Genomic DNA, 16,248 nt, shown 5'->3' with positions numbered 1-16,248 from the left:
TCTTATCGATTTGCCTTTTATATCAAAATATTATAAACACAACAATTGTACGACTGCTTTTTTAAACACTAGGGTATTGTTGTTTTTTTAATTCTTCAAAAGTAATAAATCTAAAGGCATCATAAAGAAAAAGCATTGCAAATAGCAATGCTTTTTTAATATAAGTTATAAAAATACGATTTGGGACTCTAAACTTGCGAACAGGGACCCCTAAAATCAATTGTTTTTAATTATAAACTTCTCTTTTCTAATAAAACAACATTTTCGACGTGATGGGTTTGTGGAAACATATCGACTGGACGAACTCTAGTTACTTGATACATTTCATCCATCAAGGCCAAATCACGTGCTTGAGTTGCAGAATTACAACTTACATAAACGATTTTTTGAGGCGCAATTTTTAAAATTTGCGCGACTACGTCTTTGTGCATACCGTCTCTTGGAGGATCGGTAATGATGACATCAGGATGACCGTGTTCTTCGATAAAGGAGTCATTAAATACATTTTTCATATCTCCAACATAAAATTCACAGTTGGTAATCTCGTTGCGAGTTGCATTTAATTTGGCATCTTCTATCGCTTCGGGAACGGCTTCTACGCCAATTACTTTTTTGGCTAATTTCGAAACAAATTGGGCAATTGTTCCCGTACCAGTATATAAATCATATACGATTTCATTTCCCGTCAATCCAGCGTAATCTCTTGTAATTTTATATAATTCGTAAGCCTGATCGGAATTGGTTTGATAGAATGATTTTGCATTAATGCTAAACTTTAATCCTTCCATTTCTTCCAAAATATAATCGCGACCTTTAAAAAGTTTTACTTGTTGATCGTAGATGGTGTCGTTGGCTTTTCCATTAACCACATATTGAAGTGAGGTAATTTCAGGAAAGCGTTCCGCTAAGAAATTCATTAATAGTTCCCGTTCTACTTTGTTTTCGTAAAAGAACTGTATCAATACCATAATCTCTCCCGTAGAAGCGGTACGGATCATTAATGTACGCAATAGCCCACTATTTTCTCTTGGATTAAAAAAGGCAATGTTGTTGGCGTTGGCAAAACGTCTCACCTCATTTCTAATGTCGTTGGAAGGGTCCTGCTGTAAATGGCATTTTTGAATGTCTAGAATTTTATCCCACATTTTTGGAATATGGAATCCCAAAGCATTTTCTTTACCAAATTCTTCACCACTTTGAACTTCATCGTCAGTTAACCAACGCGCATTTGAAAACGAGAACTCCATTTTATTGCGATAGAAAAAGGTTTTTTCAGATGCTGCAATAGGTTCAAATTCTGGTAATTCTATTTTACCAATTCGCTTAAGGTTGTTGTAAACCTCCTGGTTTTTATAAAACAACTGTTGGTTGTAATTCATGTTTTGCCATTTGCAACCACCGCAAGCACCAAAGTGTTTACAAACCGCTTCAATTCGGTGTTCTGAAAGTTGATGAATGTTGATGGCTTTTCCTTCATAATACGCCTTGCGTTTTTTAACGGTTTGCACATCTACTACATCCCCGGGAACTACATTTGGAATAAAAATTACTTTTCCATCTGGGGCCTTAGCTACCGAAACGCCTTTTGCACCTGCATCAAGGACTTCTACGTTTTCGAATACGATTCTTTCTGTCTTTTTTCTCATGCCGCAAAAATAACTCTTTGTTTGATTTATTACTTCTTTTGAAATAAAATAATTGATTATTCATTTTTAATCTTAATAACTCAATGAAATTGATGTGTGTATGATCTCGTAAAATCTTCTTCGCGCCCTTGCTGTTTTACCTTAAAGAATAGGTTTTTTTCTTATTTTTTGAGTAATTTGCAGTATAATTTATAGACTACTAATTCAAAATATTAAAACAATGTCACAAAAATTAACTTCACAGGAGATTATTGCGTTAGAAGACAAATATGGAGCCCATAATTATCACCCTTTACCGGTTGTATTGACCAAGGGAGAAGGCGTATATGTTTGGGATGTAGAGGGGAAAAAATATTATGATTTTCTATCTGCGTACTCTGCTGTTAATCAAGGTCATTGTCATCCGAAAATTGTTGCTGCATTAACGAATCAAGCACAAACTTTAATGCTGACTTCAAGAGCGTTTTACAACGATAAGTTAGGGGTTTATGAAAAGAAAATAACAGAAGTTTTCGGATTTGACAAAGTGTTACCGATGAATTCGGGTGCAGAGGCTGTCGAAACCGCTTTAAAATTATGCCGTAAATGGGCTTATGAAAAGAAAGGGATAGCTGAAAATCAAGCAAAAATTGTGGTTTGTGAAAACAATTTCCACGGACGTACCACTACCATTATTTCGTTTTCTAATGATCCGGATGCTCGTAAAAACTACGGTCCTTTTACAGAGGGATTTATAGCCATTGAATACAATAATATTGAAGCGTTAAAAAATACTTTAGAGGCAAATAAGGATATCGCTGGTTTTCTAGTAGAACCGATACAAGGTGAGGCTGGAGTTTTTGTTCCATCTGAGGGTTACTTGGCTCAGGCGAAAGCTTTATGTGAACAACATAAGGTTCTGTTTATAGCTGATGAAGTTCAAACCGGTATCGCTAGAACGGGAAGACTTTTGGCTGTGGACCATGAAAATGTAAAACCGGATATACTGGTTTTGGGTAAAGCGCTTTCTGGAGGTGCTTATCCCGTATCTGCTGTATTGGCAAATGACGAAATCATGGGAGTAATCAAACCGGGACAGCACGGTTCTACTTTTGGTGGAAATCCGATAGCGGCTGCGGTAGCTATTGCCGCATTGGAAGTGGTTGAAGAAGAAAATTTAGCAGAGAATGCAGAAACTTTAGGGCAACTGTTTCGATCTAAACTAAACGAATATATAGAAAACAGTACAATCTGTAATTTGGTTAGAGGTAAAGGTTTGTTAAATGCAATCCTAATCAATGATACAGAGGAAAGTGATACAGCCTGGAACATTTGTTTGGCCTTGCGCGACAATGGTTTGTTAGCCAAACCGACACATGGTAATATTATCCGTTTTGCACCTCCGTTGGTGATGAATGAAGAACAAATTTTAGATTGTGTTCGAATCATCGTGGAGACCTTAAAAACATTTGAAAAATAATAGTATGTTGAACTAACTCGCTCTTTTTAGAGCGAGTTTTTTTTAAAGAATAAGTGATGACAGCATTGATAGTAGTAGATCTTCAAAATGATTTTTTAGAAGAGGGCGCCTTAGCGGTTCCCGATAGCAATAAAATTATACCGATTATTAATGAGATTCAACCGTATTTCGATTTAGTCGTAGCTACTCAGGATTGGCATCCGTATAACCATCAGAGTTTTGCTTCGGAACATCCCGATCATAAAACTTACGATCTCATTGATTTACACGGATTGCCGCAAGTACTTTGGCCGGTTCATTGTGTGCAAAATACCGCAGGTGCCGAATTCTCAACGGCTTGGGATTCCAAATGCGTAGAGGCTATTTTTAGGAAGGGCATGGATAGTACTGTCGATTCCTACAGTGGCTTTTTCGACAATGGAAAACGCAAGGATACTGGATTGGCTGCCTACCTACTAGGTCGTCAAATTAAAGAGGTTTATATAGCGGGCTTAGCAGCGGACTTTTGTGTTTATTACTCAGCTATGGATGCAGCGGCAGCAGGATTTAAGACTTATTTTTTAAATTTTGCAACACAGGCTATCTCTAAAGAAGGCTTGGAGGAAGCCAAAGCGGTGATGATTGAAAAGGGAATAAGAATTATAAATGATAAAGCAGCCCTATAGGATTGATGAAAAAATATAACCGTTACAATTTTTTTAAACATACCTTTTGTGAATTTCGCGAAGTAATGGCTGATGCTGTGCCCGCGAAATCCGCTAATTATAAAAGCGAATCGGGAAGTACTTATTATTTTGATGATTTAGGCGTTTTTAGATATTCCAACCACTGGGGGAGGGCGGCGAATTGCCGTTGGCGTTTAATCAGCGTCGGCAAGCTGCAAAATGGCTATAAGTGGGGATATGCACTTTGGTCGGATTTTTATCCCAATAATGAAAGCGAAAAACTATTTTTTATCATAGTGGATTTTGACAAGCAAGAAGTCTTGTATCAACATAAAGGAAGTTTATCGCCCAATGAGAAATTGTCTATTATTTTTAGATCAGCAACTGAAACGGCTAAGCGAATCAAGCAAATTAAAGAAATATTACTTGCCGATGATTGGGCAAAATATTTAGATATAGTGGATATTATTTCCACAAGAAAAATCATAATTGGGGAAATGATAACCACCGATAAAAGTTTAATGCAAATAAAACGAGAGTTAGCAAATGAGTAGAAGAAATGAAACCAACCGATTAAACCACAAGAAAAAGGAGGACCAAAAGAAACGTAAAATCAAAGATGCGGAACTCGAACGCAAACAGAAAATCAAGGAAATTACTAGGAAATACCACGCTTCTCAGAATGAGAATAACCAGGAATAGGTAAATGTATTATTTATTGGAAATTATGTAAAGTTAAAGGAATTTAATATAATTTTTTAAAAATTACTCCAATGTGGTATGATGTTTGTATTATTACTAATCAAATAAATAATTTTTATTTTGAATTTTATTAGTTATTAAATTTAAAATTCCTTAAATTAGTAATAATTAAATTTCATTATTTAACTAAAACTTTAAAAAAGTAATTCTATGAAAAATTTATTTTTGATGTCTGCTTTAGTATTAGGCGGATTAGTATCGGCAAACGCTCAGTCCACAGTTAAATCAACAATTAACTCTATTGAGGCTCCTAAATTATCCGAAAAAGTAGGAATGAGTCCTATTAAAAAAGGGAATTGGATGGTAGGAGGAGCGGTTGGATCTTTGGGTTACAGTTTTGAAGGAGAAAACTTCAACATTAATGTAATGCCAAAAGCTGGGTATTTTGTTACAGATGGTATTGCGATTGGTTTAGAAACCGGAGTAGGTTTCCAAACGGTTAAAGGTGGTGATAATGTATGGAATTATACCTTTATGCCTTTTGCTCGTTATTATTTCCCTGAAGGAGCTAGTGAAACTGGTAGATTCTATGGAAATGGTAAATTGGGTATTAGTGGTGCTTCTGCAACAGGAGAAAACAATAATGAAACTTCTTTTGCCTTTGGTGTGGGATTAGGTTATTCTCACTTTGTATCTCGTAACGTTGCTTTAGAGGCAGAGGTTGGATACAACTATAGTAAATCTAATGCTTCTACAGCATCGGCGCAAAATGGTTTAGGAGTTGCTGTTGGTTTTCAAATTTTCTTAGGAAAATAAGTAACTTTACTTTAAAATATTTCACAGATGAAAGAGCTACCGAGAGGTAGCTTTTTTTGGTTTATACGGGTTTTTAAAGCAAATGCTTCCCAAGTATAAGTACAGCCATAAGCGGTTTCGTTATAAGCTATTCAGCACGTTTTGTTTGTTATATAATTGCTGTAGCTACTGGCAACTGAGTTCAATAGCTTTTCTTAAGTAAGCTTAAGGTCTTAGGTCTAGATATTGGCTACTTATAGAATAAAAAAAAACACCCGATGTAGCATCGAGTGTTTTTGATAAAATCGTTTATTTCTTAAAATACTTTTTATATTTAAAGTAGGAAAACAATCCCAATAGGCCGATTGCGGCAATCGAAATATAAATAAAATCGGGAGTAACAATTTTTTCACCTTTAGCATAAGAGTGCAATCCGGTTAGGTAGAAGTTTACTCCAAAATAGGTCATAACGATAGCGTAGAAAGCCAAGATGCTAATTAGATTATAAATCCAGGTTCCTCTTAAAGAAGGAACAAAACGCATGTGGATTACAAAGGCATAAACCATAATACTAACTAATGCCCAAGTTTCTTTAGGGTCCCATCCCCAGTAGCGTCCCCAGCTTTCATTGGCCCATTGTCCTCCTAAGAAGTTTCCAATGGTTAATAGGACTAAGCCCACCGTCAATGCCATTTCGTTGATATAGGTAATCTCTTTGATATTGAGCTCCATTTTTGCTTTGTTTTTACTGTTGGTAAACAACATTAAAATTAAAGCTACTATACCCAAAATCATTCCAAGGGTAAAGGGACCGTAACTCGCTACAATTACAGCAACGTGGATCATTAACCAATACGAATTTAAAACGGGTTGAAGGTTTGCAATAGAGGGATCCATCCAGTTTAAATGTGCCGTCCAGAGAATCATTCCGGCGACAAATGCAGTTGCAGCAATGGTTAATTCTGATTTTCGACCGAAAATCAAACCGAATAACATGGTTGCCCAACCTACGTAAATCATCGATTCATAGGCATCACTCCAAGGTGCATGTCCAGAAACATACCAGCGCATCGCCAAACCAAGTGTATGGGCAGCGAATAAAAACCAAGTTACTACGGTTAATATTTTAATACTTGTAAGAGCAAATTTTGCAGGTTTTACAATTTGAATAATGATAAATATAAACATCACTACAGCTGCTAACATATAGTAGGAGTAGAGGGTTTTGAATACATCGTATTTGTTGTACAATAATTCTGCCTTAACCTTGTTATCTGATGGCATTACAGCAGCACCGTATTTCTTTTGAAAACCGTGTAGGGAATTCAAAAACTCATCAGCTGCTTTGTAATCCTTTGTTTCTATACTTTTTAAAAGAGAAGTCATATAGAGAGGAAGAATTTCTTTGGTGTACAGAGAGTCCATTCCTTTTAATCCTGCCTCATTAAGTTCTAAATATGAAACCCATTTGTTATTACTGTCGCCAGGAATAGGGAAAATCGTTAATATTTTTCCGCTTAATGCCGAATACAATAAGTTGACACGAGTATCTACTTCAATAAAATCTTTTTGAAACTGATTTTTTACACCTGCGTGATTGGCATCGTCAAGTGATTTACTTAATTTGTAATTTCCTTTGTCGTCGAAAAATTGTACTAAAGCAGCAAATTTTGCTTTTTTATCTACTCCGATGGTGGCTCTTAAACTGTCGTTTCCTCTTTTTAACTCGATTAAAGGAACATTGTACCACAATTGTGGAAATTGAGACATGGATAAGAAAACTTGATCGGAATTCATGGTTTTATAATGATCAGATTTACTCACTTTTCTCAATAATTCAGAAGAGAATGTATTGATCGGTTTCATACGACCACCGGCATCTTGAATAACCAAAGAGCCGAAGTGAGCCGCGTGTTCTTCCGTAACCTTACTTGCGTTCAGTAACGAGTCTAGTTGTGGAAGATTGGGAATATTGTGATTGTGATTGTTTTGTGCAAAAACACCGAAAGTGCAAAACAAAATCAACACGGTCAATAGTTTGGCTTTCTTTTCTCTCACTTTGTTAAGTTTTTTTCTCAAATCGTTAAAACGGGTGTTGCGGTCGAATAAAATAGCTAACATAGCAATGTATAAAAAGGTATAACCAATATAAGTAATCCAAGTTCCCCACCAGTCGTGATTCACCGATAAAATGGTTCCCTTTTCATCTTCGTCAAATTGAGCTTGGAAAAAGCGGTATCCCTTATAATCTAATACGTTATTCATGAATATACGCGCGTCAAATTGTTCGTCTGGTGCAATTACAGTTACTTGACTTTCAAAAGCAGAATAACTTTTTTCAGTACCTGGATATTTAGCAGCGATAAATTTATTCAATTGAATTTTAAAGGGGGTTTCGTAAGTTTTACTACCAAACATCATGGTGAATTCCAAATCACCCAATTGGATAGATGCAGGTACTCCCATACGACCTTTATTTCCTTTTAAAGTAACTTCTTGTTCTTGCCCTTGTGAGCGAACTGTTAGAATTAAAGCATTTTCAGCACGATTATCTTTATAGTCGTCACTTGATTTTAGTACGATTTTACCTTTAGCAGGCAATTCTGGAAATACGAATTGAGCTCCAGCTACATTATATAAAGAACGGAACATCAATTCTTGTTTGCTGTCTTTTTCGACTACACCTTTAAATTGATCTGCCATTCGCATAAAGTCACCTTCAAAAGGCGTGTCTATACTATAATTGTCACCTTCTTTATGAATATTGATAGCACCAGCAGTGGGTTGGTTAAAGGCAAACAGTACATTGTGAATACTGGTAACTTCTCCTTCTTTTAAAAAATGTTCGTGTCGATCTCCATCGCCAGATTCTACCATTTTTAAAAAATACACTCCTTTTTCATCGGCTTGAATTTCTTCTGTAGCCCCCATGATGTAGTCTTTATACTCTATTTCAAAGGGAATTCCATTGAATTCCTTTTTCATTTTGAAGTAATTATCTGTTGCGGCAGACATCAATTTGGGTTCTTCAAAAGTCAATCGCTTCATCTCTCCCTGATAGTCTCCATCAGCCATAACTGTTAAAAACGTTTTGTCAGAAAAAAAATGGTTGGATGCCTCACCTTCGCGAATCGGCATCATTCCTTCAAAACTGATGTATCTGGTAACAAATGCACCGGTTAGAATCAAAATAAAGGACAAGTGTAATAATAAAGTAGCCCATTTTTCTTTTTTGTGCAGTTGGTAACGCTTGATATTACCGATAAAGTTAAAAACGAAAATAAGCATAATGGCTTCGAACCATTTGGCATTATATATCATGATTCTAGCTGTATCCGTATTGTAGCGGTCTTCAATAAAGGTTCCAATACCCAATGCAGCAGCAAACACAATAAATAAAACAGCCATCAGTCGGGTAGACGAAAAAAAGGCAAAAATTTTTTTATCCATGATTTTGTTGTTCTTGGTTTTTTTATAATCCAACAAAAATAACCAAATTGAGGGGCTTTCAAATATATTTAACTTAATATTTGGTAGCGTATTTTTTTTGTTTAAAACTCTAAATAAAATCGCTTACATTTGCAATATACAATTAAGAAATAAAAGCCGAATCGCATAGTTTTAGGTGGTTTAGGCATTTGTTTTACAAATTTATATAAATATAGATTAAACAAAATAACAATGCCGAAAGTATCATTAAAAGGGCAAAATATGCCCGAATCTCCAATTAGAAAATTGGTTCCTTTTGCTGAAATTGCTAAGAAAAAAGGAAATAAAGTATATCATTTAAACATTGGTCAACCGGATATTAAAACACCTGAAGTAGCTTTAAATGCAGTGAAACAAGCAGATATTAGTGTTTTGGAATACAGTCATTCAGCTGGTTTTGAAAGTTATAGAACCAAGTTGGCAGCCTATTATCAAAAACACGATTTACCGATTAATGTTGAAGATATTATCATCACAACCGGTGGGTCTGAAGCCTTGATTTTTGCAATGGGTAGTACTATGGATACCGATGATGAAATCATTATTCCAGAGCCTTTCTATGCGAATTATAACGGATTTTCTACTTCAACTGGAGTCACTATAGTTCCGGTGATGTCTTCTATTGAAAACGATTTTGCACTACCGGCTATTTCGGAGTTTGAAAAATTGATTACGCCAAAGACAAAAGCTATTTTGATCTGTAATCCAGGTAATCCAACCGGTTATTTGTATTCAAAAGAAGAAATTGCTCAATTAGCAGACTTGGTTAAAAAACACGATTTGTTTTTAATTGCCGATGAAGTATATAGAGAATTTACTTATGGGGAACATACCCATGTGTCTATTATGAGTTTTCCGGAGATAGCACAAAATGCAATTATGATCGATTCGGTGTCTAAACGTTATAGTATGTGTGGTGCACGTATCGGTTGTATTGTGTCTAAAAACAAAGAATTGATGGCTACAGCCATGAAATTTGCTCAAGCGCGATTGAGTCCTCCTACCTATGCTCAGATTGCATCTGAGGCTGCTCTAGATACACCACAAAGTTATTTTGATGAAGTAATTGAGGAGTATAAAGAACGCCGCGATATATTTATCAAAGCCTTACAGCAAATTGAAGGCGTACAAGTGGGGGTTCCTAACGGTTCATTTTATTGTGTAGCCAAGTTTCCAGTAAAAAATGCCGACGATTTCGCGAAGTGGATTTTGGAATCTTATGACTACCAAGGTGAAACAGTTATGGTAGCTCCGGCAGCCGGTTTCTATTCGACAGCCGGTGTTGGTTTAGATCAAGTTCGTCTGGCTTATGTTTTAAAGAAAGAAGATTTGTTGCGTTCTGCAGAAATTTTAAAACACGCTTTAACAGCATACCGTCTTATTGAGAAATAAGTACGGCATTATCATATAAAAAAGCACCCCATAAAACTACTGTTTTATGGGGTGTTTATCTTTAAATAGATGTGATGTTTTTTTAAATCTGATTTATATAAAATAAGCCACGATAACTCCCAGTATAATCGATGCTAACTTCGTCAAATTAAAACGGTGGTCTTCGTTACTTTCAAATATAATGGTTGAGGATATGTGAAATAAGATTCCTACAACTATGGCTGAAATTTCAGCATAATATTTTTGCAGTGCCATAAAGGTTCCGGAAACATAAGTTCCCAATGGTGTCATCAAAGAAAATACCAACATAAAAAAGAGTATTTTTCTTTTGTCCATACCCGCATTGATAAAAAAGGTGGTTAAGATTACTGCAATCGGTAAATGGTGAATGGCTATACCCCAAGCTAAGTCGAGATGTTGACTTAGGGGCATGCCTTCTAGCAGGGCGTGTAGGCACAAGCTGATAAACAATAACCAAGGCATGGCCTCCATCTTTTGGGGTAAGTGTACATGACCGTGTTCTGCTCCTTTAGAAAAATATTCTAAAACAATTTGAAACACGATTCCAATCATGATAAAAATGCCAATGCTGCTGCTGTGATCATGACTGTGGTCGTGTTCTGCGGCACTGTGATTTAAGCCTTCAGCTGCTGCATATACTTCAGGTAACAAATGGGTTACCGTTAGTGTCAGTAGAAATGAGCCGCTAAAAGCTAATAGTAACTTTAGGTTTTTCTTGTTTTTTGGACGCAAGAAAATAGCGATTAAATAACCGATCAGTATAGATAGTAATGGAAGGATGTAAACCATTTATTTAAAAATCATAATTAGACGTTCTGACTCTCCTTTGTAAAACTTTTTCAATTTGTAATCACCGAAGATATCCAGTAAATTAATATCAGCCTCTTCCATCATTTTTTCAAAATCTTCCAATCGGAATGCGCGGACGCGTTCTGTAAAATCATGATGCTCACCCTTATCGTCAAACGAAATGTCTTTGATTATAAAACCGTTTTCGTAACGTCTTTTGAGGTGAAATTCGATACCATCAACCGTTTTGGTTTCTTCGGCTATCAGATTGGGTATGACTTTATCTACATTCATAAAATCCATAACGGCAAAACCGTACTCGCTTAAACTGTCGCGAATGGCTTTTAAGGTTTTGATGTTGTCGGTTTCGTCGTCAAAATAACCAAAACTGGTAAAGAGATTAAAAATAGCTTCGTATTGTTGAGGCAGAGGTTCTCTCATATCGTGAACGTGAAAATGAAGTTTTTCATTTTCGTGTTCTTGAGCAATTCGAATGCTATTTGGAGATAAATCTACTCCAGTTACATCATAACCCAATTGATTTAAGTATATAGAGTGTCGTCCTTTTCCACAAGCCAAATCCAATATTTTTGCCTCTTCGGGTAAATTTAGATATTGCGTCAAATTATCCATGAATAATTGAGCTTCTTCGTGATCACGGTCTTTATATAGGGTATGGTAATACGATGTGTCAAACCACGAAGCATACCATTTTGTTGAATCTTTTTGCATGAGTTGCTTAATTTCTTTTATAGCCTGTAAATTTACTCTATTTTTGTGGAATATTATATTTAAAATAAATATTCCTGATTTGGAATACGCCTATGGAAAATTTTAAAATGGTCGCTAAAACGTTTTTTGGTTTTGAAGAAATTTTGGCCAGAGAATTGGAGCTTTTAGGAGCTAGAAGAGTAGAACAAGGAGTTCGTATGGTGAGCTTTGAAGGAGATAAAGGGTTTATGTATAAAGCGAATTTAGCTTTGAGAACTGCTTTGAAAATTTTAAAACCGATCGAACAATTTGCCGTTTATAATGAAGAAAATCTCTATAGAGGAATTCAGAGTATTGATTGGTCTAAATATATTACAGCAGAACAGACTTTTGTGGTTGATGCTACCGTAAACTCCGACAATTTTAACCATTCGCAATTTGTTGCTTTAAAAACAAAAGATGCGATAGTGGATCAATTTAGAAATGACACAGGAAAACGACCAAGTATTGATAAAGATTTCCCGGATTTAAGAGTAAATATTCACATACAAGGAGATATGTGTTCTGTTGCCTTGGATTCTTCTGGAAATTCCCTTCATCAACGTGGTTATAAAACAGCTACGAATATCGCTCCTATAAATGAGGTTTTAGCGGCAGGTATGTTGTTGATGTCGGGTTGGAACGGACAAAGCGATTTTATGGATCCGATGTGTGGTAGTGGTACAATCTTGGCGGAAGCAGCGATGATAGCTTGTAATATTCCAGCTAATATCAATCGCAAAGAATTTGCATTTGAGAAATGGAAAGATTGGGATAATGATTTGTTTGATCAAATCACCGATTCCTTGTTTAAAAAGGTTAGAGAGTTTCATTATACTATAAAAGGTTATGACAAAGCTCCGTCCGCAGTAATGAAAGCCAAAGACAATATTCGCAATGCGAATTTAGATGAATATATAAAAATTGAACAAGCAAACTTTTTTGATACTGAAAAAGAAACGGAAGGACCGTTGCATATGGTGTTTAATCCGCCTTATGGGGAGCGATTGGATATTGATTTAGAGAATTTTTATAGAGAAATTGGAGATACCTTAAAAAGAGGTTACCCCGGTACTTCTGCTTGGTTTATCACGGCCAACTTAGAAGCCCTAAAGTTTGTAGGACTTAAACCTTCGCGAAAAATCAAACTTTTTAATGGAAAATTAGAAGCGCGATTGGTTAAATATGAAATGTATGCCGGTAGTAAGCGAACGAAGTTTCAAACCAATCAAGATTCCGATATTGTATAATTTTTTTTAAAATAATTGACATGAATACAAAAGTAAAAACCTTCCTTTTACAATTTATAAGCTTTGCCGTTTTATTTTTTCTGCTTAGATTAATTATCGTTGAGTTTACCGGATTGACTGGGTTTTGGATACCTTTGACAAGCGCGGTTGTGGCAACGATCTTAGCTCCTCAGTTTAAAAATGTGACAACACAGGATGGAGATCGTATTTTGATGAAATGGATTTTTATGAAGGGAGTGAAAACGTTTAAATAAAATAGTTTGTTATATTTTAAATCTATAAGGGTTGTCTTGTGAAAGGCAGCCCTTTTTTTATTGCAGACAGCAGTAGTTGATGCTGTTTTTTAAATTTTTACTATGTCGTAATAACGACATATTTTTAATTATGTTCTAATAATGACATATTTTAAATTATGTTCTTTTTGTGACATAATTTTTTATTTTTTATTTGATTTATAAATTGTATTTTTGAGAAGTAAATTCATTATTATGACCGCAATATTAACTGGGGATATTATCAATTCCAGATCGCTAGAACCTCAAGAATGGCTTCCTGTCCTTGAGAAATCATTGGCATTATTGGCTGTGGATCGGAGTGGTTGGGAGGTTTTCAGAGGTGATAGTTTTCAGTTAGAAGTTGGGGTGGACCAGGCTTTACAAGCTGCCTTATACTTAAAAGCTGCCTTAAAGCAAATTAAGGGTTTGGATGTGAGAATTTCAATTGGTGTAGGTGAAAAAAACTATACCGATGCGAAGTTGTCGCAATCTAATGGCAGTGCTTTTATTCATTCGGGCGAAGCTTTTGATCGATTAAAACACAAAACCCTGAGTTTTCAAAGTGATGATTCATCGTGGAACGAAATTATAAATCTGTTTTTAGATTTGATTTCAACCATAGTTAATGCTTGGACCCCAGTTTCTATATATTTGATTCAAAAAATGTTTGATAACCCTGATTTTACGCAACTGCAATTGGCGAAATTGACAAACATGAATCAAGGTAATATCAGTAAGGCGTTAAAAAGGGGGGGGTATGATGAAATCCAAAAAGTACTACAGTATTATGTAAAAAATAACCCCTTATGATTAGTGTGCTTTTTTTAAAACTTTTATTAGCCCATTTTTTAGGTGATTTTCTTTTGCAACCCACAAATTGGGTAAAGGATAAAGAGGTAAAAAAAATACGTTCAAAATATTTGTATTACCATATAGCTGTTCACGTAGTATTGTTGAGTGTGCTGCTTTGGGGAACTGCAAATTATTTTAGCATAATAGGCTTGGTAGTGGTTTCTCATTACATAATAGATCTCCTAAAGTTGTATTTTGGAGAAAAAATGGTCCAACCTTGGGCATTTTTTATCGATCAAATCGCACATTTAAGCGTACTGGTTTTTGTGGCTGCATTTTATGAATCTTGGAATTGGAATTTAGACATACTTAATGATCCTACCTATATGTTGCTAAGCTTGTGTTTATTATTAACGACAGTTGTAGCTGCTATAGTTATGAAAGTATTGATTTCTACTTGGAAGATAGATGATGACGGTGTTGCATTAAAAAATGCAGGAAAATATATAGGTATTTTAGAGCGCTTATTTGTTTTTGGATTTGTAATCATGAATTTTTGGGAGGGCGTTGGTTTTCTTTTAGCGGCTAAATCGATTTTTCGGTTTGGTGATTTAACGCGTTCAAAAGATCGTAAATTAACCGAATATGTTTTGATAGGTACCTTGCTGAGTTTTGGAATGGCAATGGCTTGTGGTGTACTTTTTAATAAATTACATCAACTAATTACAGGCTGATGATCATCTTGTACTTTTTTAAAATTTTGAAACAAAACCTATCATCTACAAGATAAAGAGCTGTATTGTTTGATTGCAACGAATCAATTGGGTTGTCTATTTCTAATTAATCTATAGCGTTGCTAGTGCTGATTACGATTGCGAAAATGCCAGACTGCTGAGTAGCAGGCTACCCAGTAATACCAATAAACAGATGATGTAAAATTTCTTATTCATAACTTGAGTTCTAAACAAATATACTTAAATTTTAAATAAGTTGTGTTGATTTTTTTTCGATTCTTTTGATTGTTAGTGATTTAATATTAGAGTCAAGCGGTATTGGCTTATTAAAAGTTATGGATTTGGCTATTTTAACGGTGTAAAGTGTAATAGGTGTTCAATTAAAATTTCAGGAACCTCAACTGGTTTTGTGTATGTTGGTCACGCTTGGAGTAGTGCAGATATAGAGGACTTATATCTTAAAAATCCTATAATAAAACGAATAAGCAGTTTGTCAAACAAAACTATTTTTATTGGTATAATTTCAGGGATTTGAAAAGAAAAGCTAGCAGATAATAAAAGGATAATATGGGGTATAATACAAAAAATGCCTTATTTTTACGCTAAATTTAAATATACTATGAGTACTATAAATTGGAAAACGGCTATGGAGTTTGAAGATATCACCTATAAAAAGTGTGATGGCGTAGCTCGAATAGCTTTTAATAGACCCGATGTACGAAATGCATTTCGTCCAAAAACAACCAGTGAATTGTATAAAGCGTTTTACGACGCACAGGAAGATACCAGTATAGGTGTAATCTTACTTTCGGCAGAAGGTCCTTCATCAAAAGATGGGGTTTACTCTTTTTGCAGTGGTGGAGACCAAAAGGCACGCGGTCATCAGGGTTATGTGGGTGAGGACGGTATGCATAGATTGAATATTTTGGAAGTACAACGTTTAATACGTTTTATGACTAAAGTGGTTATTGCTGTTGTTCCAGGATGGGCAGTTGGAGGAGGACATAGTTTGCACGTGGTTTGCGATTTGACTTTAGCGAGTAAAGAACACGCTATTTTTAAACAAACCGATGCGGACGTAACCAGTTTTGATGGCGGATATGGATCGGCCTATTTGGCTAAGATGGTCGGTCAGAAAAAAGCAAGAGAAATCTTTTTCTTAGGACGTAATTATTCCGCCCAAGATGCTTTTGAAATGGGTATGGTCAATGCGGTAATTCCGCACGATGAATTAGAAGATACTGCTTTTCAATGGGCTCAGGAAATATTGGAAAAATCTCCTATGTCTATTAAAATGCTAAAATTTGCGATGAACCTTACTGATGACGGTATGGTTGGGCAGCAAATTTTTGCAGGAGAAGCCACTCGTTTAGCCTATATGACTGATGAGGCCAAAGAGGGTAGGGATGCTTTTTTAGAAAAGAGAAAACCGAATTTCGTTAAACAATGGATTCCTTAATCGATTTTAGAGTCATTGAGGTCTATAACA

At 35.4% G+C, this 16,248-nt stretch carries 15 protein-coding genes; 11 read left to right on the top strand and 4 right to left on the bottom strand.

The features are described from left to right. Positions 1-230 precede the first annotated feature (230 nt). Positions 231-1,646 (bottom strand): 23S rRNA (uracil(1939)-C(5))-methyltransferase RlmD, encoded by a 1,416-nt coding sequence (gene rlmD, locus KO524_RS02085; protein ID WP_219289037.1) that lies wholly within the window; start codon positions 1,644-1,646, stop codon positions 231-233. Positions 1,647-1,866: 220 nt separating this feature from the next. On the opposite strand from rlmD, the gene rocD reads away from it, so the two are divergent. The 5 genes from rocD (at position 1,867) to KO524_RS02060 (ending at position 5,288) form a co-directional block, all read left to right on the top strand. After that, the gene (gene rocD / locus KO524_RS02080) at positions 1,867-3,105 is read left to right on the top strand and encodes an ornithine--oxo-acid transaminase (protein ID WP_219289034.1); all 1,239 of its coding nucleotides are present in this window, start codon (positions 1,867-1,869) and stop codon (positions 3,103-3,105) included. A gap of 56 nt (positions 3,106-3,161) precedes the next feature. Then, positions 3,162-3,770, top strand: a complete 609-nt coding sequence (pncA, locus tag KO524_RS02075; RefSeq protein ID WP_219289030.1) for a bifunctional nicotinamidase/pyrazinamidase — start codon at positions 3,162-3,164, stop codon at positions 3,768-3,770. A 5-nt stretch (positions 3,771-3,775) separates the two neighbouring features. Beyond that, positions 3,776-4,324 (top strand): hypothetical protein, encoded by a 549-nt coding sequence (locus tag KO524_RS02070; RefSeq protein ID WP_219289027.1) that lies wholly within the window; start codon positions 3,776-3,778, stop codon positions 4,322-4,324. After that, positions 4,317-4,472 (top strand): hypothetical protein, encoded by a 156-nt coding sequence (locus tag KO524_RS02065; protein ID WP_219289024.1) that lies wholly within the window; start codon positions 4,317-4,319, stop codon positions 4,470-4,472. Before KO524_RS02070 ends, KO524_RS02065 begins: the two co-directional genes overlap by 8 nt. A gap of 210 nt (positions 4,473-4,682) precedes the next feature. Then, on the top strand, positions 4,683-5,288 hold the full coding sequence (locus KO524_RS02060; RefSeq protein WP_219289021.1) for an outer membrane beta-barrel protein: 606 nt from the start codon (positions 4,683-4,685) through the stop codon (positions 5,286-5,288). Positions 5,289-5,576: 288 nt separating this feature from the next. On the opposite strand, the gene ccsA is transcribed toward KO524_RS02060, so the two are convergent. After that, positions 5,577-8,717: a cytochrome c biogenesis protein CcsA gene (gene ccsA, locus KO524_RS02055; protein WP_219289018.1), complete on the bottom strand. Its 3,141-nt coding sequence runs from the start codon at positions 8,715-8,717 to the stop codon at positions 5,577-5,579. 231 nt (positions 8,718-8,948) lie between these two features. On the opposite strand from ccsA, the gene KO524_RS02050 reads away from it, so the two are divergent. Continuing rightward, entirely contained in the window at positions 8,949-10,148 is a 1,200-nt protein-coding gene (locus KO524_RS02050; protein WP_219289001.1) for a pyridoxal phosphate-dependent aminotransferase, read from the top strand. 93 nt (positions 10,149-10,241) lie between these two features. On the opposite strand, the gene KO524_RS02045 is transcribed toward KO524_RS02050, so the two are convergent. Next, positions 10,242-10,958, bottom strand: coding sequence for a ZIP family metal transporter (locus KO524_RS02045; protein ID WP_219288998.1), 717 nt, complete (start codon positions 10,956-10,958; stop codon positions 10,242-10,244). Beyond that, on the bottom strand, positions 10,959-11,690 hold the full coding sequence (locus tag KO524_RS02040; protein WP_219288995.1) for a bifunctional 2-polyprenyl-6-hydroxyphenol methylase/3-demethylubiquinol 3-O-methyltransferase UbiG: 732 nt from the start codon (positions 11,688-11,690) through the stop codon (positions 10,959-10,961). It abuts the gene before it with no gap. A gap of 92 nt (positions 11,691-11,782) precedes the next feature. On the opposite strand from KO524_RS02040, the gene KO524_RS02035 reads away from it, so the two are divergent. The 5 genes from KO524_RS02035 (at position 11,783) to KO524_RS02015 (ending at position 16,218) form a co-directional block, all read left to right on the top strand. Next, the gene (locus tag KO524_RS02035; protein WP_255555100.1) at positions 11,783-12,958 is read left to right on the top strand and encodes a class I SAM-dependent RNA methyltransferase; all 1,176 of its coding nucleotides are present in this window, start codon (positions 11,783-11,785) and stop codon (positions 12,956-12,958) included. A 20-nt stretch (positions 12,959-12,978) separates the two neighbouring features. Then, positions 12,979-13,212: a hypothetical protein gene (locus tag KO524_RS02030; protein ID WP_219288992.1), complete on the top strand. Its 234-nt coding sequence runs from the start codon at positions 12,979-12,981 to the stop codon at positions 13,210-13,212. Between the two features lie 234 nt (positions 13,213-13,446). Further along, entirely contained in the window at positions 13,447-14,043 is a 597-nt protein-coding gene (locus KO524_RS02025) for a SatD family protein (protein WP_219288990.1), read from the top strand. After that, a complete protein-coding gene (locus tag KO524_RS02020; RefSeq protein ID WP_219288988.1) occupies positions 14,040-14,759 on the top strand; it encodes a DUF3307 domain-containing protein in 720 nt (239 codons plus the stop codon). The genes KO524_RS02025 and KO524_RS02020 overlap by 4 nt, the downstream gene beginning before the upstream one ends. Before the next feature lie 619 nt (positions 14,760-15,378). Next, positions 15,379-16,218, top strand: coding sequence for a 1,4-dihydroxy-2-naphthoyl-CoA synthase (locus tag KO524_RS02015; RefSeq protein WP_219288985.1), 840 nt, complete (start codon positions 15,379-15,381; stop codon positions 16,216-16,218). The last annotated feature ends 30 nt before the right edge of the window (positions 16,219-16,248 follow it).

This window comes from Flavobacterium sp. NKUCC04_CG, assembly GCF_019345525.1.
In the GTDB taxonomy this organism is placed as follows: Bacteria; Bacteroidota; Bacteroidia; order Flavobacteriales; family Flavobacteriaceae; genus Flavobacterium.
The sequence above is the reverse complement of the archived record's forward strand: the minus strand, read 5'-3'. Positions and strand labels throughout refer to the sequence as shown.